18 protein-coding genes are annotated in these 17,418 nt (G+C 36.2%); 11 read left to right on the top strand and 7 right to left on the bottom strand.

The window, feature by feature from the left end; translation table 11 throughout:
• Positions 1-32 precede the first annotated feature (32 nt).
• A complete protein-coding gene (locus tag CP367_RS01045; protein ID WP_005719951.1) occupies positions 33-638 on the bottom strand; it encodes an ECF transporter S component in 606 nt (201 codons plus the stop codon).
• A 305-nt stretch (positions 639-943) separates the two neighbouring features.
• On the opposite strand from CP367_RS01045, the gene CP367_RS01040 reads away from it, so the two are divergent.
• The 5 genes from CP367_RS01040 (at position 944) to CP367_RS01020 (ending at position 6,982) form a co-directional block, all read left to right on the top strand.
• A complete protein-coding gene (locus tag CP367_RS01040; protein ID WP_023487778.1) occupies positions 944-2,038 on the top strand; it encodes a BMP family protein in 1,095 nt (364 codons plus the stop codon).
• Between the two features lie 141 nt (positions 2,039-2,179).
• Positions 2,180-3,265, top strand: a complete 1,086-nt coding sequence (locus CP367_RS01035) for a BMP family protein (RefSeq protein ID WP_013087069.1) — start codon at positions 2,180-2,182, stop codon at positions 3,263-3,265.
• Positions 3,266-3,346: 81 nt separating this feature from the next.
• Positions 3,347-4,885 (top strand): ABC transporter ATP-binding protein, encoded by a 1,539-nt coding sequence (locus tag CP367_RS01030; RefSeq protein ID WP_023487779.1) that lies wholly within the window; start codon positions 3,347-3,349, stop codon positions 4,883-4,885.
• Positions 4,878-6,026 carry an ABC transporter permease gene (locus CP367_RS01025; protein ID WP_005726928.1) on the top strand — a complete coding sequence of 383 codons (1,149 nt, stop codon included), beginning with the start codon at positions 4,878-4,880 and terminating at the stop codon, positions 6,024-6,026. The genes CP367_RS01030 and CP367_RS01025 overlap by 8 nt, the downstream gene beginning before the upstream one ends.
• Complete coding sequence (locus tag CP367_RS01020) at positions 6,026-6,982, top strand: ABC transporter permease (RefSeq protein ID WP_005719946.1); 957 nt, start codon at positions 6,026-6,028, stop codon at positions 6,980-6,982. The genes CP367_RS01025 and CP367_RS01020 overlap by 1 nt, the downstream gene beginning before the upstream one ends.
• 102 nt (positions 6,983-7,084) lie before the next feature.
• On the opposite strand, the gene CP367_RS01015 is transcribed toward CP367_RS01020, so the two are convergent.
• Entirely contained in the window at positions 7,085-7,912 is an 828-nt protein-coding gene (locus CP367_RS01015) for an aldo/keto reductase (protein WP_013087072.1), read from the bottom strand.
• 126 nt (positions 7,913-8,038) lie between these two features.
• Between CP367_RS01015 and nagB the strand changes: the two genes are divergently transcribed.
• From nagB to CP367_RS00995, 4 genes are all read left to right on the top strand, one after another.
• Complete coding sequence (gene nagB, locus CP367_RS01010) at positions 8,039-8,758, top strand: glucosamine-6-phosphate deaminase (protein WP_005719942.1); 720 nt, start codon at positions 8,039-8,041, stop codon at positions 8,756-8,758.
• Between the two features lie 294 nt (positions 8,759-9,052).
• Positions 9,053-9,700, top strand: a complete 648-nt coding sequence (locus tag CP367_RS01005; RefSeq protein WP_005721875.1) for a deoxynucleoside kinase — start codon at positions 9,053-9,055, stop codon at positions 9,698-9,700.
• 17 nt (positions 9,701-9,717) lie between these two features.
• A complete protein-coding gene (locus CP367_RS01000; protein ID WP_013087073.1) occupies positions 9,718-10,404 on the top strand; it encodes a deoxynucleoside kinase in 687 nt (228 codons plus the stop codon).
• A 113-nt stretch (positions 10,405-10,517) separates the two neighbouring features.
• A complete protein-coding gene (locus CP367_RS00995) occupies positions 10,518-10,976 on the top strand; it encodes a hypothetical protein (protein WP_089143196.1) in 459 nt (152 codons plus the stop codon).
• Positions 10,977-11,023: 47 nt separating this feature from the next.
• On the opposite strand, the gene CP367_RS00990 is transcribed toward CP367_RS00995, so the two are convergent.
• Positions 11,024-11,824, bottom strand: a complete 801-nt coding sequence (locus tag CP367_RS00990; RefSeq protein WP_005726925.1) for a Cof-type HAD-IIB family hydrolase — start codon at positions 11,822-11,824, stop codon at positions 11,024-11,026.
• Positions 11,825-12,052: 228 nt separating this feature from the next.
• Here CP367_RS00990 and CP367_RS00985 point away from each other — a divergent pair, with 228 nt between their 5' ends.
• Positions 12,053-13,360, top strand: a complete 1,308-nt coding sequence (locus CP367_RS00985) for an NCS2 family permease (RefSeq protein WP_005719937.1) — start codon at positions 12,053-12,055, stop codon at positions 13,358-13,360.
• Positions 13,361-13,422: 62 nt separating this feature from the next.
• Here the strand turns inward: CP367_RS00985 and CP367_RS00980 are convergent, their stop codons facing one another.
• From CP367_RS00980 to CP367_RS00965, 4 genes are all read right to left on the bottom strand, one after another.
• A complete protein-coding gene (locus tag CP367_RS00980; protein ID WP_089145727.1) occupies positions 13,423-14,622 on the bottom strand; it encodes an ATP-binding protein in 1,200 nt (399 codons plus the stop codon).
• Positions 14,623-14,897: 275 nt separating this feature from the next.
• On the bottom strand, positions 14,898-15,164 hold the full coding sequence (locus CP367_RS00975; RefSeq protein ID WP_061205036.1) for a hypothetical protein: 267 nt from the start codon (positions 15,162-15,164) through the stop codon (positions 14,898-14,900).
• 211 nt (positions 15,165-15,375) lie between these two features.
• Positions 15,376-15,978 (bottom strand): ATP-binding cassette domain-containing protein, encoded by a 603-nt coding sequence (locus CP367_RS00970; protein WP_061205035.1) that lies wholly within the window; start codon positions 15,976-15,978, stop codon positions 15,376-15,378.
• A gap of 4 nt (positions 15,979-15,982) precedes the next feature.
• Entirely contained in the window at positions 15,983-16,516 is a 534-nt protein-coding gene (locus CP367_RS00965; RefSeq protein WP_061205034.1) for a hypothetical protein, read from the bottom strand.
• 562 nt (positions 16,517-17,078) lie between these two features.
• On the opposite strand from CP367_RS00965, the gene CP367_RS00955 reads away from it, so the two are divergent.
• A partial coding sequence (locus CP367_RS00955; RefSeq protein ID WP_199160531.1) for a transposase occupies positions 17,079-17,418 on the top strand: 340 nt, incomplete at its 3' end.

Below are 17,418 nucleotides of genomic sequence, written 5' to 3'. Positions count from 1 at the left end.
AGGAGCTTTTTTTAATTTATTAAACTTTTTAGTTACGCCTTTTTCATAACTAAGTTAAGTGGCGTTACAATTACTGGAACGACAATGGCTGTAAAAATTGCTTCTACTAAACCGTTCATGCCCAGTGCCATAATTAAAATTAAAATCAATGGCGTACCTGAACTGTAATTTCCTAGGTAATGAGTTAAGCTTGCTGGATCATGCATGAAGAAAATACTCGTCAGCAAAATAACCATCACGGTATTAGTTAACGAAGTGACTGCTCCACTTATGATATAACCCAATTTCGCATATTTAGTCTTACTCATACCCTTCGCAATAATTCCCGGGAAATAGCCAGCCAAAATACTTGGTACCAATGAAATTACCGGATTTTGGAACAACATTAAGCTGACCATATCGCCAGGTTGAGTATATGCAACAATCAATCTGGTAATACCCCAGAATAAGCCAAAGCCTAGACCCGCCTTTTGTCCCATTAACGTGCCATAGACGGCAATTGTCATTGGAATAGTAGTTACAGCTGGCAAAGCCGGGATAATTCTTACATAGCCAACATTTGGCACAAAAGTCTGTACAATCAATAAAGCAGCAAAGACAGCAGTAATTGCTAATCTTTTAGTTTCTTCTCTTCTCATATATTTCTCCAACTTAATTCTTTAGACTCAATTAAACCATAATTAAGATTTTTTCTCAGCAAAAAAGTTTATTATACAATATCTAGGTATATTTTATCTAATATGACAAGATATTGTATTTTTTATTATTTTTTTACTTAATTATGCATTATCCTTACTCTCTCTAATGCATAATCGTGTTCTATACCAATTAAGAATCCCTTTATATCAATACTTTATGTTGTATGTCAATTTTGACATAGCCACTAAATATTGTTAATCTCGTTTTGTGTTAAAAATCATTTGATGGAGAGAGGATCAATTTTATGAATAAAAAAGTCAAAAAATTACTATCTATTGGTGTGCTTGCATTGAGTTTAGGTGCAATTTTAACCGCCTGCTCTGGTAAAAAACAGGGTGCAAGCAATAATAAATCAAGCGATGCCAAGCACTCTATTGCATTAATTACTGACGGTAATGGTGTAAATGATAACTCTTTTAACCAATCTGCTTGGGAAGGATTTCAAAGTTATGGCAAAGAGCACAACTTGAGCCGCGGTCGAAACGGTTATCAATATTTTCAATCAAGTAGTGCTGCTGATTTCACTCCTAATTTTGATCAGGCAGCTAAAGCTGGTTATCAAACTATCTTTGGCGTTGGTTACAGTTTAAAAGATGCCGTAGCTTCTGCCGCCAAACGCTATCCTAAAAAGAATTTTGCCATTATTGACGATGTAATCAAGGGACAAAAGAATGTTGTCTCAGCTAATTTCAAGAGTGAACAAGCTTCCTACTTAGCTGGTGTCGTAGCTGCTAAAGAAACCAAAACCAACACGGTTGGCTTCATCGGCGGTGCTCATGGCGATATTGTCGACCTTTTTGATGCCGGATTTACTCAAGGTGTTAAAGATCAAGCCAAAAAAATGCACAAAAAAGTTACTATCTTAAACCAATATATTGGCAACTTTACTAGTTCAGACAAGGCCAAATCAATTGCTCAATCAATGTACACCAAAAAAGCCGACATCATCTTCCATGCTGCTGGTGGTGCTGGTGATGGTCTTTTCCAAGAAGCTAAAGCCATTAATCAAACTAGACCAGCTAAAGATAAAGTGTGGGTAATCGGAGTTGATGTCGATCAATCTCATCTCGGTAACTACACTGCTAAAGGCGGACAAAAATCTAATTTTGTTTTGACATCAGTAATAACTGGAGTAAATGTTGCTGTTAAAGATATCGCCAATAGAGCTTATAATAATAAATTCCCTGGTGGTAAAAATTTAGTTTATGGGCTTAAAAACAATGGTGTTTCTATTGAACGAGGACAGATTTCAGCTTCAACTTGGAAAGATGCCCAAATTGCTAGAGCTAATATCCTAAAAGGCAAAATTAAGGTTGCCATTCATCCTAACAATAAATAAAAGCATACTAGTATAGTTTGCTTTTTATAATTACAATCAATTATTTTTTTGCCTGATCAATATTTTTATTGACAAAATACGTATTAATTAATAAACTTATTTATAAATTGTTCGGTATTAATATTGTGGAGGACAGAAATAATGAACGTAAAGTTCAAGAAAATTTTATCATTTGGTGTCGTTTTAGCATCAGTTGGCTTGATTCTAACTGCTTGTTCGGGTAAAAAGTCTGGTCAATCAGCCAACAAAGATACTAAACATGGCATTGCCCTAATCACAGATGAAAATGGTGTTGATGATCATTCATTTAACCAAGCTGCATGGTCAGGATTTAAAGCATACGGCAAGGAACATGGTTTAAAACAAGGAAAAGGTGGTTATCAATACTTCCAGTCTAGCAGTGCCGCAGACTTCACTCCTAACTTTGATCAAGCCGCTACAGCCGGCTACCAAACCATTTTCGGTGTTGGCTATCAATTAGCCGACGCAGTCAAGCAAGCAGCCAAGAAGAATCCTAAAAAGAATTTCGTTATCATTGATAGCGTTGACTCTGGGATTAAGAACGTCGCTTCTGCAACCTTTGAAAGCAATCAAGCTTCTTATCTTGGCGGATTGGCCGCAGCTTACACCACTAAAACCAACAAAGTAGGTTTCATTGGCGGTGCTAAGTCATCTATTATTGATTTATTCGAAGCCGGTTTTAAGCAAGGTGTTGCTGACGGTGCTAAAGCTCTTCACAAGAAGATTTCAGTTCAAACCCAATACATCGGTAACTTCACTTCAACCGATAAGGCTAAATCAATCGCTCAATCAATGTATGCTAACCGCGCTGATATTATTTACCAAGCAGCCGGTAACGCAGGTAACGGTGTTTTCCAAGAAGGAAAAGATTACAACCAAGCCCGTCCAGCAGCTAAAAAGGTTTGGGTAATCGGAGTTGACGTTGACCAATCTAACCTAGGTAACTACAAGTCAAAAGATGGTAAGAAAGAGAACTTCACTTTAACTTCCGTCTTAAAGGGCTTAGATGTTGCTACTAAGTCAATTGCTAATGATGCTTACAATGGTAAATTCCCTGGTGGTAAGCACTTAGTTTACAGCTTAAAGGGTAATGGGGTTTCAATCACCAAAGGTAATTTAAACGCTAAAACTTGGGCAGCAGTACAAAAGGCTCGTCAACAAATTATTGATGGCAAGATCAAGGTTGCTACTGCTCCAACTAAGTAATTCAGCTGCTTAGTATTTTGAGAACTCTTCGTTTTTTAGCGAAGAGTTTTTCTATAGTTAATTAAGGAAGTATTTATTTACATGAAAGAACAGAGAAATAAAGTAATCGAGATGCGCCATATTGTCAAAGATTTCGATGGTTTCAAGGCAAATGACGATATTAACCTTACGCTCTATCAAGGTGAAATTTTGGCTTTGCTTGGCGAAAATGGTGCAGGTAAATCTACCTTAATGAGAATTTTATCTGGCTTACTTGAACCAACAAGCGGTGAAATTCTGGTTAATAATCAAAAAGTAAATATTAAAGATCCAACTGTCGCTAAAAAATTAGGCATTGGGATGGTACACCAGCACTTCATGCTTATGGACTCATTTACCGTTTTAGAAAATATTATTCTAGGACATGAATCAACTAAAGGACCAGTTATCGATCTGAAAAAGGCAAGAAAACAGGTCCTAGCTCTTGCACAAAAATATGGCTTTGCTATTAATCCAGATGCCAAAATCTCTAGCATTACTGTCGCCCAACAGCAAAGAGTTGAGATTCTAAAGGTACTTTATCGTGGTGCAGATATTTTAATTTTTGATGAACCAACTGCTGTTTTAACCCCACAAGAAATTTCTGAATTTATTAAAGTACTCAAAAATTTAGCTAAAGAAGGCAAATCAATCATTTTGATCACTCATAAATTAGAAGAAATCAAGGCTGTTGCAGATCGAGTTACAGTTATCAGACGTGGTCACGATGTTGGTACTTTTGCTGTTGATCAAGTTAGTGATGAACGATTAGCCGAATTAATGGTGGGGCGGCATGTCAACATGAAGCTAACCAAACCAGCACCTAACTTGGGCAAGCAAATTCTAGCAATCAAAAACTTACAGGTAAAAGGAAATCACGGTGCCTTAAGCGTTAAAGACCTTTCCCTTTCAATCCGTGGAGGTGAAATTTTAGGGCTAGCCGGAATTGACGGCAATGGACAAGATGAACTGGTTGAAGCAATCACTGGTTTACGCCATGTTAAGTCAGGGCAAATTTTAATTAATGGTCAAAATTTAACCAACCAAAAAGTTCGCAAAATCACCGAAGCTGGCGTAGCGCATATTCCTGCAGACCGGCAAAAATATGGCTTAATTCTTCACATGTCATTAGCTGATAACTTAGCGCTGCAAACTTACTACCAACGTCCCTTCTCTAATCATGGCATCATTAATCATCAAGCAATCTTGAAGCATGCCGTAGATTTAATTAAAAAATTCGATATTCGAACTACTAGCCCTGCATTGCCAGCTAGCGACCTATCGGGAGGTAACCAGCAAAAAGCAATTATCGCTAGAGAATTAAATAGAAACAGCGATCTAATCATTGCATTCCAGCCCACTCGCGGTTTAGATGTTGGTGCAATTGAGTATATTCATAAGCAGCTTTTAGCTCAAAGAGCAGCAGGAAAAGCTATCCTATTAATTTCATATGAACTTGATGAAATTATGCAATTATCTGACCGGATTGCTGTTTTGCATGATGGTCAAATTTCAGGCGAAGTATTACCTGAAAAAACTACAGATCAAGAACTAGGTCTTTTAATGACCGGTGTTAAGAAAGAAGATGCAACAATTGATTAAAGTTACACCTAAAGTCAAAAATATTCTAGTACCAGTTATCTCAGTAATTGCTGGTTTTATAGTTGGTGCTATTATCATGCTGATTTGGAGCTATAATCCTTTTCAAGCATACAGCTCCATGTTCTCTAGCGCACTGGGCAATATGAATGGTATTGGTGAAACTATTCGTGAAGCTACGCCATTAATTTTTATTGCTATCGGTTTTGCAATTGCCTCAAAAGCTGGCTTTTTTAACATCGGTTTGCCAGGTCAAGCACAAGCTGGTTGGTTGACTTCTATTTGGATTGTATTGGCCAATCCTCAATTGCCTAAGCCAGTATTATTGCCTTTAGCTATTATTGCAGGCGCTATAGCTGGTGCTATTGTGGCAGGAATTGCTGGCTATTTAAGAGCTCAATTTGGAACTAATGAAGTAATTACTACTATCATGCTTAACTATATTGTGCTCTATACTTGTCAATATTTAATGCAACAAGTAATGTCCTCAAAATTAAGAATTGATACCGATACTACTAAAACAATTCCAGCCAATGGCAGCTTAAAGCTTAACTGGTTAACTAGCATGTTTGGTGATTCGCGAATCAATGCTGGTATTTTCTTAGCAATAATTGGACTTATTTTTTATTGGTATTTAATGAAAAAAACTACCGTTGGTTTTGAAATCAAGGCAGTTGGACTCAATCCTTTTGCTAGTCGCTATGCCGGGATGTCTTCTAAAAAGAATATTATTATTTCAATGTTACTTTCAGGTGCATTTTCTGGCTTAGGCGGTGTAGTACAAGGACTTGGTACCTACCAAAACTACTTCACTCAAACAACTAGTTTGGATATTGGCTGGGACGGGCTTTCAGTTGCCTTACTTGGTGGTGGAACTGCAATTGGTATTTTATTAGCTTCACTTCTTTTCTCAATTTTAAAAATTGGTGGTTTGGGCATGCAAACTATTGCCGGTATTCCTTATGAAATCGTATCTATCGTAATTGCTGCCATCATTTTCTTCATCGCTATCAATTACGTCATTGGTTTGCTTTTTAAAACTAAGAAGAACCGCAGTGATTACTACATTCCAACCAGAAAAGAAAAAGGACCCAACAATGGTGTTGATGGTCCAGGTAGAAAAGTAATCGAAGGAGAAAAATAATGAATTTCGTTACAATGATGGCGTTAATTGTTTCATCCACTTTAGTTTATTCTGCGCCTCTAATCCTAGCTTCTCTTGGTGGTGTTTACAGTGAAAACTCTGGGATTGTTAATATTGGCCTGGAGGGTATCATGACCATGGGAGCCTTTGCGGCGATTGTCTTCAACCTAACTTTCGCTTCAACTTTTGGTGCAGCTACTCCTTGGCTTGGCACTCTAGTCGGCGGAATTGTTGGTTTGATTTTTTCATTGCTTCACGCTGTTGCCACAATCAATTTTCACGCTGATCATGTCATTTCCGGAACAGTGCTGAACATCATGGCACCACCTTTGGGTGTTTTCTTGATCAAGGCAATTTATGATAAAGGCCAAACTGAAAATATCACCGCTAACTTCGGCTACTTCAGCTTTCCTGGTTTAAGCAGCATTCCCATCGTTGGGCCAATCTTCTTCAAAAACACCTCTGCCCCTGCTTGGATTGCCATTATTCTTGCTATTTTGATGTGGTGGATTTTATATAAGACTCGCTTTGGCCTACGCTTACGTTCATGTGGTGAAAATCCTCAAGCAGCTGACACAATGGGAATCAATGTCTATGGCATGCGTTATGCAGGTGTATTAATTTCCGGCTTTATGGCAGGTCTTGGCGGTGCCGTCTTTGCTCAAGCAATATCTGGTAACTTCTCTGTTTCTACTATCGTTGGACAAGGATTCATGGCTTTAGCTGCCGTTATATTTGGTAAATGGAATCCAATCGGTGCAATGCTCTCATCCCTTTTCTTTGGTTTTGCTCAAAGCTTAAGTATTATTGGACATCAACTGCCAGGAATCGATCAAATTCCATCCGTTTACATGCAGATTGCACCTTACGTTATTACAATCATCGTTTTGGTCCTCTTCCTCGGCAAGTCAGTTGCACCTGCCGCAGATGGGGTTAACTACATCAAATCGAAATAAGAAAAAAAGGTTGTTTCACATGAAACAGCCTTTTTTACACATGTCCACATAGTTATCCACAAGATATAGTGATTATATGTGATAATCTTACTATATCTTGTACTAAATAACAGCCAACGGCGTTTTCTCAGTTGGCATTGGAAAATCACTGTTAAGCAATCTAAGCTCATCATCTGTAAGTTTAATCTTTTGTGTTGCAATATTTTCCTTCATGTGTTCTACACTACTTGCCTTAGGAATCGTTAAAACATTGCCATTGCGCATCGTCCAAGCTAGCATTATCTGATGAGGCGTAACGCCATGATCACGTGCAACAATTTTCAAATTACGCGTAATTCGAATTGTGTTGCCCTTGCCTGAATTAAATGGTGAATACCCAATAAAGTTTACACCGTGCTCTTCTTGCCAAGCTTGCAGATCAAATTCTGTCCCACGTTCACTGATATTGTATAAGTCTTCATTAGCAAAGCATTCTTCTCCACCTGGCACTGTAAAAAGCTCCTGCATATCAGCCGTATCAAAGTTGGACACACCCCAATAACGGATCAAGCCATCTTTTTGTAATGCTTGTAAGCCGCGGATCGTATCAGACAAGCGGTGACTGCCCCGCCAGTGTAACAGATAAAGATCCAGATGATCTGTTCCAAGGCGTTTTAGACTGGCTTCTAGACTCTGACGTTCTAATTTTGGCGTTGCATGATAGGGGTAGAATTTTGAAATCAAAAATAATTTTTCGCGATCATATCCTTTAATCGCTTCACCAATTAGCTCTTCGCTTTGGCCATCCCCATACATTTCGGCTGTATCAATTACACTCAGGCCATGATCAAGGCCATAGCGAATAGCTGCTATTTCATCTTTTTTCTTTTTAGGATCTTCACCCAAACCCCAGCTGCCAATTCCTAAACCTGTTAGTTTTTCAAAATTCATCCTCGTTCACTTCCTTATGTTCAAATTTTAACATAATTGATTCGTAATTATTTTTATCAACCAATTGACAAAATGGTCTATTCCATTTTATAATGGACTAGACCAGTAAATGAGGAGGTCTTAATTATGAAAGTTATTGTTACCGAAAATAAAATTCAAGGTGGAGCAAAAGCATTTGAAATTTTTGAAAAAGGAATCAAGAACGGTGCTAAAGTCTTAGGGTTGGCAACCGGCTCAACCCCTGAAACACTTTACCAAAACTGGGTAAAAAGCGATCTTAACTGTGAAAATCTTACCAGCATTAACCTCGATGAATACGTTGGTTTAACCCCAGATAATCCTCAAAGCTACCACTACTTCATGCAAAAGCATTTATTTGACAAGAAGCCATTTAAGAAGACTTACGTTCCTGACGGTATGGCAAAAGACGTTGATGCTTTTTGTAAAGAATATGATCAAATTATCAAAGACAATCCTATCGACATTCAACTATTAGGAATCGGCCGCAATGGTCACATTGCCTTTAACGAACCAGGCACTCCATTCAACATCGGCACTCATGAAGTTAAGTTAACCGAAAATACTATCAAGGCTAATGCTCGCTTCTTTGACAGTATCGATGAAGTGCCAAAGAGTGCCATCTGCATGGGTACTGCTAATATTATGCAATCTAAGAAGATTGTTTTGATGGCTTTTGGTGAAAAGAAAGCTCACGCAATCAAGAAAATGATTGAAGGCAAAGTCACTGAAGAAGTACCTGCATCAATTTTGCAAAAACACCCAGATGTAACGGTGATCGTAGACGAGGCTGCCGCACAAGAATTAGACGACAAATACAAGAACTAAAAACAATAATTTAATTATTAGCATAGAAAAAGCTAGGCTTTCTACAATCGTGGAAGACCTAGTTTTTTTATTTAGCAGCCTGTATCTACAATGAAATATACTTCACAAAATTGCATTTTTATATAAAAAATGAAGCATAATTCAGTTTTTTATTGAATTATGTTTCATTCCTATTCGATTTTTTATTTCTACCCTTGACTTTTAGATGTGAAACATAATCAAAAAATCACTTGTGTGCCACAACATATCGTATTAAACTTAATAATTGTCTACATATGGTATTTAAGAAAGAATGTGATTCAAGTTATTGTTTTAAGTGGGCCAATTGGAGCCGGTAAATCCAGTTTAACCAGTATTCTAGCTGAACATTTAGGGACTCAGGCATTCTATGAGGGCGTTGATAACAATCCCGTATTGCCTTTATACTACAAGGACATGAAGCGTTACACTTTTTTGCTTAACACTTACCTCCTTAACCACCGTTTAGCACAGATCAATCAAGCAATTCAAGAAAAAAACAGTGTCTCCGATCGTTCTATCTATGAAGATGCACTGTTCTTCAAGATGAACGCCGATAGCAAGGTCGCTGATCCAACCGAGTTCAAGATCTACGATGACTTACTCGACAACATGATGGAAGACACTCCTGGCAATCCAAGTAAGAAGCCTGACTTACTGATTTACATTCATGTCTCCCTTGATACTATGCTTAACCGAATCAAGAAGCGCGGTCGTTCATTTGAGCAAATCAGCACTGATCCAGGTTTGAAAGATTATTACGCAAGACTTTTAAAGTACTACGAACCATGGTATGAAAATTATCATGCCTCACCAAAGATAGAAATCAATGGCGACAAACTTGATTTTGTTACCAACATGGATGCACAAAAAGAAGTACTTAAAGAAATTGATGAAAAGTTGCATGAAATCGGCAACTTATAAGAAAAAGAAGGAACGTGATGACAGTTATTGTTTTAAGCGGGCCAATTGGAGCCGGTAAATCCAGTTTAACAGGTATTTTATCTAAATATTTAGGGACTAAGCCTTTCTATGAAAGTGTTGATGACAATCCAGTTTTGCCACTTTTTTACGCTGACCCTAAAAAATATGCATTCTTATTGCAAGTATATTTCTTGAACACACGCTTCCACAGCATTAAAGACGCGCTCACTGAAGATAATAACGTCTTAGATCGTTCTATCTATGAAGACGCCTTATTCTTCCAAATGAACGCTGATATCGGCCGTGCTACTTCTGAAGAAGTTGACACTTATTATGAATTGCTTCATAACATGATGAGCGAACTAAAACGGATGCCTAAGAAGAATCCTGACTTGCTCGTTCACATTAATGTTTCTTACGATACGATGATCAAGCGAATTCAAAAACGTGGCCGTCCTTACGAGCAGCTGAGCTATGATTCAACCTTGGAAGACTATTACAAGCGTTTGTTGCGCTACTACAAGCCATGGTACGATAATTACGACTACTCACCTAAGATGGAAATTGATGGTGATAAGCTTGACTTCATGGCTAATCCAGCTGATAAGCAAATAGTCTTGGATCAAATCACTGACAAATTAAAAGAAATGGGCAAGTTGCCTGCAGATTGGAAAAAGCCAACCGATATTCAAATCGAAGCATAAATAAAAACATTCAATTTGCGTACGAATGCATTTTGAATGATTTTTTGTTTACAGTGAATTTTTCGCTTTATTTTTGTATAATTTGAAAAAATGTGTTTAAAGGAGGAGTTTTTATGTTATCAACCGTAACCGGTGGACAATGGTTTTTCCCACTTATCATAGTTTGCTTAATTTTGGGCATTGTCGCAATCATCGCTCAAAAGAAAAAGTTGACTAAACTAAAAAGAATAACCGATAACTTTGCCTATGCAATATTAGTTATTCTCTTAATCATTGAATGGATTCTATATTTTCAAAAACAATTTAATTTTATTACTCCAGCAATCTACACCCTTGTTGTCATCTATCTTATTGGACGGCAATTACTAACCAGATACCGTTCTTCTCTATTGAAAAAATTAGGAAGCAAATATAAGCAACTGACAATTGGACTTGATACTATTTATATTCTCCTGGTTGCCCTATTACTTTTAATTGGATCTAAATTTTCAACTATGGGCTGGATCATTGCTGGGTTAGTTATCGTAGCCTTTGGCTTCGTTAGCTACATCTTTGAAAAAGACAAACAATAATTTCCCAGGAAATAATAAATCGCATAGAGCTTCTATGCGATTTTTATTTATTCAATTTTTGCTAATGCCTTCGCAACCCCATCATGATTGTTATCAGCAGTAATTTGTTCCGGAGCAAATTTTTGTTTTAGTTCTGCTGGGGCATTACCCATTAAAAATGGATACCCCACTTCTTCCAACATATCTTCATCGTTATAGTTATCGCCAAAAGCAATGCAATTTTGCAAGTCTACGCCATATTCTTGAGCAACTATTTTGACTGCACTAGCCTTGCTTACACCCTTTAAAACAATTTCTAATAGATTCTCTGCTGATCTAACAAAAGTCAAATCAGGATATTTAGCAGTTAATTCTTCTTGCATACGATCAAGATCCGCTGAATCTCCCATAATTAGACCTTTATGCACGCCCTGCAGTTTTTCAAGTTGATTAATTGTAGTCGGTGTTGCTTTTACATCGACAATTCTTTCTTCATTTTTAACCCGTGGGCTCTTTTCTTCACTACAATACCAAACATAGCCACTATAGATATTCCAAGCTGCATCATTATCTTGCTCATCAACGTAGCGGCAAATTTCAGCTGCTTCTTTTGCATTAAAAAAACGGCTGATTAGTACTTTGCCTGTTTCATCAAGGGCTAAAGCACCGTTATACGCGATAAACGGACAAACTTTCAAAATTTGATTAACCACTGTCATCATCCCTTTAGGAAGACGTGCTGATGCAGGAACGAAAATATTACCATTAATAATTTGTCTACGAATTGCATCCCGCGTTGCGGCGGTTACCTTTAAATCATCATTAATTAATGTGCCATCAAGATCTGAAAAAATAAGTTGTGCGGACATTCTTTCACCTTTATTTCTTTTTTAATTCTTATATCCTAGGATAATGCTTTATTTATGCTAATGAAAGCTGATTCAATTAAATGCTTTTCCTATCATTTAAAGATAAATTGCAATAAATGCCCAAGTAATCATTAAAATAATTCGCGTTTACAAATTTATTTATCAATGCTAAAGTATAAGAGTTGTGTTCAAGAAGTTAAAACACGAACAATATTTTGGGGAGATAAAATGAATTTTATAAAAAGCTACTTTCAATTAGATAAGTACAAAACCAACATTCGAACTGAATTTATTGCTGGTTTAACTACCTTTATCAGCATGTCCTATATTTTGTTTGTTAACCCTAGCGTACTGGGCGCCAGCGGTATGAATACCGGTGCAGTCTTCACCGCTACTGCTTTAGCTGCCGCTCTTGGTACTGCAATCATGGGGATCGTTGCCAACTACCCGATCGGTGAGGCACCAGCTTTGGGAATCAATGCCTTCTTTGCTTACACCGTATGTATTGGGATGCATGTTTCATGGGAAACAGCCTTGGCTTCAGTTTTCGTTGCATCAATTATTTTCATCTTAATTACTTTATTCAAATTAAGAGAAAAGATCATTGATTCAATTCCAGCTGACTTAAAGTTTGCCATTTCTTCTGGGATCGGCTTATTCATTGCCTTTTTAGGTTTACAAAATGGTAAATTGATCGTTGCTAATAAATCAACTTTGGTAGGTTTAGGATCATTACACGATCCCCTCGTTTGGATCACTATCTTTGGTTTGCTAGTAACTGTCATTTTGATGATCTTGAACGTTCCTGGTGCAATCTTTATCGGAATGGTTCTTGCCGCTATCTTCGGGATCTGCACTGGGCAAATTGCATTGCCACACAAGGTGATTTCTACCGCACCTAGCTTAGCTCCAACCTTTGGTCAAGCTATTTTCCACGTAAAGGACATCAACTCCGTGCAAATGTGGGTTGTTGTCTTAACATTCCTGCTTGTTACTTTCTTCGATACTGCAGGTACCTTAATCGGACTTGCTCAACAAGCTGGTTTCATGAAGAACAACAAGATGCCACGTGTAGGTAAGGCCTTAGCAGCTGACTCAAGTGCGATGGCTGTTGGTTCAATCCTTGGTACTTCACCTGTTGGTGCCTTCGTTGAATCAAGTGCTGGTATCGCCGTTGGTGGCCGTACCGGTTTAACCGCAGTTTTTGTAGCGATCTTTTTCTTAATCTCAATGATTTTCAGTCCATTGCTTGGTGTTTTCACTAGCCAAGTTACTGCTCCTGCCTTAATCATTGTTGGAGTATTAATGGCACAAAATACTGCTCATATTCATTGGAACAAGTTGGAAATTGCAGTTCCTGCATTCTTGATTATTTTAGGGATGCCTCTTACTTACTCAATTTCAGACGGTTTATCATGGGGCATGATCACCTACCCTATCTGTATGCTTGCTGCTAAGCGTGGCAAGGAAGTCACACCGATGATGTGGGTACTGTTTGTAGTATTCCTGATCTTCCTGTGGGTGTTGAATTTTTAAGGAAATAATTAAATTTTGAAAAAGAGGACCAGCCAATTTTGACTAGTCCTCTTTTATTGCGGTTATTTTTCAAGCAAAAAATCAATAATATTCTGATGAATTATCCCATTGCGACTCATATCAAACTTGTCCATTGAAAGGACATATTTTGGATAATTGTCCGCAATGCCATCATATGCACCGAATTCACGCTCGATCGTTGTTTGACTACCAAGGATATATGTTACTTGATAATAACGTTTATCGTTGCCCTTTTGTGCAACAAAATCAATTTCTTTCTTATCATTTATACCAACAGAAACCTTATATCCTCTTCGCAGTAACTCAATAAAAACAATATTCTCTAAAATCTGATCAATATTTTGTTGATTACTATCTAGCATGGTTTGCCGTAAGCCATGATCAGTAATGTAGTATTTATCGTTAACTTTTAAATTTTGTTTACCCTGTAAATGCGTTCGTGGGACTCGCGTAAATAAGTAGGCATCACATGTATAAGAAATATAATCTAGAATAGTATCTATTGAGCTTGTCCGATGTTCATTCTTTAAAAATTTTGCTATCCCAGTTGCAGAAACAGGAGAACCTATCTCACTACTTAAATAGCTAGTTATTCTCTGTAATAAGTCAACGTTTCTAATAGCATGACGATCGACAATATCCTTTAAAACTACAGAACTATAGATATCCTGCAAATATGTATTACAAGCTTGCTGGTCAGAATATATTAGTGTTAAAAAGGGCATACCACCTAATTCCATATAAGTGGCAAAATCACGATCAAGATTTTGGCGATCAGAATTTATCGCTTCTAAAAATTCAGCAAAATAAAAAGGATAAACCTTAATTTCAACATAACGACCAGCAATTTCAGTAGCTAGTTCACCAGATAGCAATTGGGAATTCGAGCCGGTTATATAAATATCACAATCATAGCTAGCGCGTAAAGAATTTATCGTCTTTTCCCAAGAGGCTACCTTTTGAATCTCATCAAGAAAAAGATAAGCTTTGCCGTCAATTTGCTCAATTCTTTTTACCAATTCTTGATTAAGATCTCTATAATCTAACAATGCTTCATATTGCAAATTTTCAAAATTCATATAAATGAAATTAGCTTGTTTTTTGCCACGTTTAACTAATTCAGTTTGAATTTGCTGCAACAAAACAGATTTTCCACTGCGACGAATACCTGTAATTATCTTTATGATGTCTTTATCGATGAATGGCTCAATTGGGTTTAAATATATTGTCTGCTTAATCATTCACTCACCTCATTTATTATCGATTATAGTCGATAAGATTATTAAAAATGGATGTTTTATCGATTGTAATCGATATTTGAACGATTACTTGCATCTTTTTTTCATTCCCCAGGAAATATTACCGCCCTACTTCCAAACAATAGGATTTTTCATGACAATTAGGGCACACATACGCTACCACCTTGTAATAGCCCTTTTAGCCTATAATATGACATATTGCTTAAACCGATTTAACTAACACCACGCGTATTAGTATGGGTGTAGCCTATGCTTTTTTATATCAACAACGTAAAAATCAGACGTAAAACAATTAATATAGCACTAGCTTTACTCAAAGTAATGATTGTAGAATAGCGACAAAACCAAATTAAAATGCCTATAGTTAATAATCCTACACCATCAAATACTAATCCAACCCAAGAAAAATACTTTACTAAAATTAAAAATTGTGGCAAAAAAGCTAATACTATATTTAGTAAATCTAATTTAATACCTAGTTTAACCCGCTGATAAACTGTTAATTTTCGTATTTTAATTAACATAGAAATTTCCTCATAATTAGACTGACAACGATAAATTATCCATACTTGCCAGCCTAGAGACATGAAAGACGTTAATAAAAGTAGTGGCGTATACCAACAAAAACCAAGAAATATCACATTTACTATTTTTTGAGGATTTAGTTGCAATTGCATTAAAATCCACACGATACAAGTTATCAATACAGCTAAGCAATTATCATATTTATTAGTCCTAATCATTTTTCTGAACTATTCCATTATTAAAAATATAATGTTGAGTATAATTTATTCCTCGAACTAAGTCATGTGAAGCAATCATAATTCCACAACCTTGTCGTTGCAGAGCATTAATTAATTTAACAAATGTTTGTAATGCCTCAGCATCTAAACCACGGGTGGGCTCATCAAGCAAAACTATATTCTGTCCTTCCATAATCGTTTGAATAATTCCCGCTTTTTGCCTCATCCCTACTGAATATTTACTTAAATGCTGGTGATTCTCAAAATCTAATCCTAAATTTAAACAGAGCTCACTGGTATATTGCTCATCAAAATGATTTTTCAAATTAGCTAAGAACTTTAAATTTGTTTTTAAATCTTCAAATTCCAAGAAACCTGGATTTTCAATTAATGCACCTAGTTGATCATCCGCATCCAAAGAGACTTTTCCAGAAGTTGGCTGATAAATACCCACGATTATCTTAAACAATGTAGATTTTCCACAACCATTAGGACCCGTTATATGTATAATATCACCCGAACGTAAAGATAAAGTTGCATCCTTTATAATGGTCCTATTTTTAAAATTCATTTGAACATGTTGTATTTTAAGCATAATTCTAACCTTTCAAAATCAAATTAATGAATTGCACTCCAAATATTAATCGTTCAACGTAATAATGATAAAAGTATGTTATAGCAATAACTAGAGTGATTATTACCCATATTTTCTGACTATTAAAGAGCATGGCTATCAAGACACTATCGATTAATAAAATTAAATATTTACCCAAAATTATTAATAAAGTTAGTTTCACAACAAGACCCGTTCCTAATTTTGCTCCTAAACAAAAAGAAACTAAAAATATAGTCCCATAATTAAAACTAAAAATGAACACGTTGAATATTACTAAAGCTACAAAAGCCTGAAGTTCATAATTACGAATAACAATAAAATTGTAGCTACGCCTAATGGTACATACATATTCACAAGCTAAAAATATTGCTATTCCTTGGGGAATCAACGTTGACCAATTATCAATATTATTAAAAGCTAGATATTTACTAGTAAATACTGGTGCACTCAGAAGTCCAACAATTATAGCTAACAAATAATTATTAATACTCTTACGATTAAAAATTAATTCATTCATTTTATAATCGTCCTTTCTGAGCACTCTTTATATAATAAAAGAATAAAATGTAAGTAATTACTATGTAAAATAAAATAGTAAACAAACAGATAATTGCTAAGGGAATAGACGGCTCACCTCCTATAGTTATGTTACCTGGAGATTGCAGATTTCCTATAAATGGTAGATACATTAGTATTTTTACAACAGAATTTTTTGTTTCCGTAACAGCAGGAATAATAATTAAAAATACATCTAACAATAATGTAGCGGGTAAAATTAATATAGTTTTCTTAATAAAGAGAAAAACACTATAAAATAATGCACACCATAGACTCCAACCTACAGTTGAAAATAATATATACATAATGAAGTTCATCAATATATTATTTGAAAACACTATATAACTTCTACCTATTTTTTCATTAAAGGTTGTAGACATTGAAAAATCTAGAGACTGTAAAATAGTTTGTGTAAGGATGAATGATTCCTTAAATTTATTTCTTTAAACATTAGAAAAAGGAGTTCCTTTCTCGTATGATTGGTTTGAACAAAAAACACATACAGAAAGAAGAACTCCTTCATGAATGATTTTACCAAAGATTTTGCTCAAGCTCTATTCAATCCAGACAAAATAAATGATTTATTGCGCAAAGAGCTACAACAGGCTGTTAATAACTTGTTAGAAGCTGAATTGACTGCATTTCTGGGCTATGATCCCTATGCCAGAAATGGCTGGAATACTGGCAACTCTAGAAATGGTGCTTATTTCCGCAAAGTTGATACGCAATTTGGCCCAATTGAAGTGCAAGTGCCTCGGGATCGCAACGGTCAATTTCATCAGCACACGCTGCCTGACTACAAGCAGCACTCGGATATCTTGACAAGCACAATTATCAATCCTTACCCAAAGGCCGTGACAC

Source organism: Lactobacillus sp. UMNPBX16 (assembly GCF_002553775.1).
Classification (GTDB): Bacteria; Bacillota; Bacilli; order Lactobacillales; family Lactobacillaceae; genus Lactobacillus; species Lactobacillus crispatus.
Note: the sequence above shows the minus strand (reverse complement) of the source record. Positions and strands in the feature narration are given on the sequence as shown.

Excerpts from the sequence above, each read along its gene's own strand:
- CP367_RS01045 (WP_005719951.1), bottom strand. The coding sequence starts at position 638 with ATGAGAAGAGAAGAAACTAAAAGATTAGCAATTACTGCTGTCTTTGCT.
- CP367_RS01040 (WP_023487778.1), top strand. The coding sequence starts at position 944 with ATGAATAAAAAAGTCAAAAAATTACTATCTATTGGTGTGCTTGCATTG.
- CP367_RS01035 (WP_013087069.1), top strand. The coding sequence starts at position 2,180 with ATGAACGTAAAGTTCAAGAAAATTTTATCATTTGGTGTCGTTTTAGCA.
- CP367_RS01030 (WP_023487779.1), top strand. The coding sequence starts at position 3,347 with ATGAAAGAACAGAGAAATAAAGTAATCGAGATGCGCCATATTGTCAAA.
- CP367_RS01020 (WP_005719946.1), top strand. The coding sequence starts at position 6,026 with ATGAATTTCGTTACAATGATGGCGTTAATTGTTTCATCCACTTTAGTT.
- CP367_RS01015 (WP_013087072.1), bottom strand. The coding sequence starts at position 7,912 with ATGAATTTTGAAAAACTAACAGGTTTAGGAATTGGCAGCTGGGGTTTG.
- nagB (WP_005719942.1), top strand. The coding sequence starts at position 8,039 with ATGAAAGTTATTGTTACCGAAAATAAAATTCAAGGTGGAGCAAAAGCA.
- CP367_RS01000 (WP_013087073.1), top strand. The coding sequence starts at position 9,718 with ATGACAGTTATTGTTTTAAGCGGGCCAATTGGAGCCGGTAAATCCAGT.
- CP367_RS00995 (WP_089143196.1), top strand. The coding sequence starts at position 10,518 with ATGTTATCAACCGTAACCGGTGGACAATGGTTTTTCCCACTTATCATA.
- CP367_RS00990 (WP_005726925.1), bottom strand. The coding sequence starts at position 11,824 with ATGTCCGCACAACTTATTTTTTCAGATCTTGATGGCACATTAATTAAT.
- CP367_RS00985 (WP_005719937.1), top strand. The coding sequence starts at position 12,053 with ATGAATTTTATAAAAAGCTACTTTCAATTAGATAAGTACAAAACCAAC.
- CP367_RS00980 (WP_089145727.1), bottom strand. The coding sequence starts at position 14,622 with ATGATTAAGCAGACAATATATTTAAACCCAATTGAGCCATTCATCGAT.
- CP367_RS00975 (WP_061205036.1), bottom strand. The coding sequence starts at position 15,164 with ATGTTAATTAAAATACGAAAATTAACAGTTTATCAGCGGGTTAAACTA.
- CP367_RS00970 (WP_061205035.1), bottom strand. The coding sequence starts at position 15,978 with ATGCTTAAAATACAACATGTTCAAATGAATTTTAAAAATAGGACCATT.
- CP367_RS00965 (WP_061205034.1), bottom strand. The coding sequence starts at position 16,516 with ATGAATGAATTAATTTTTAATCGTAAGAGTATTAATAATTATTTGTTA.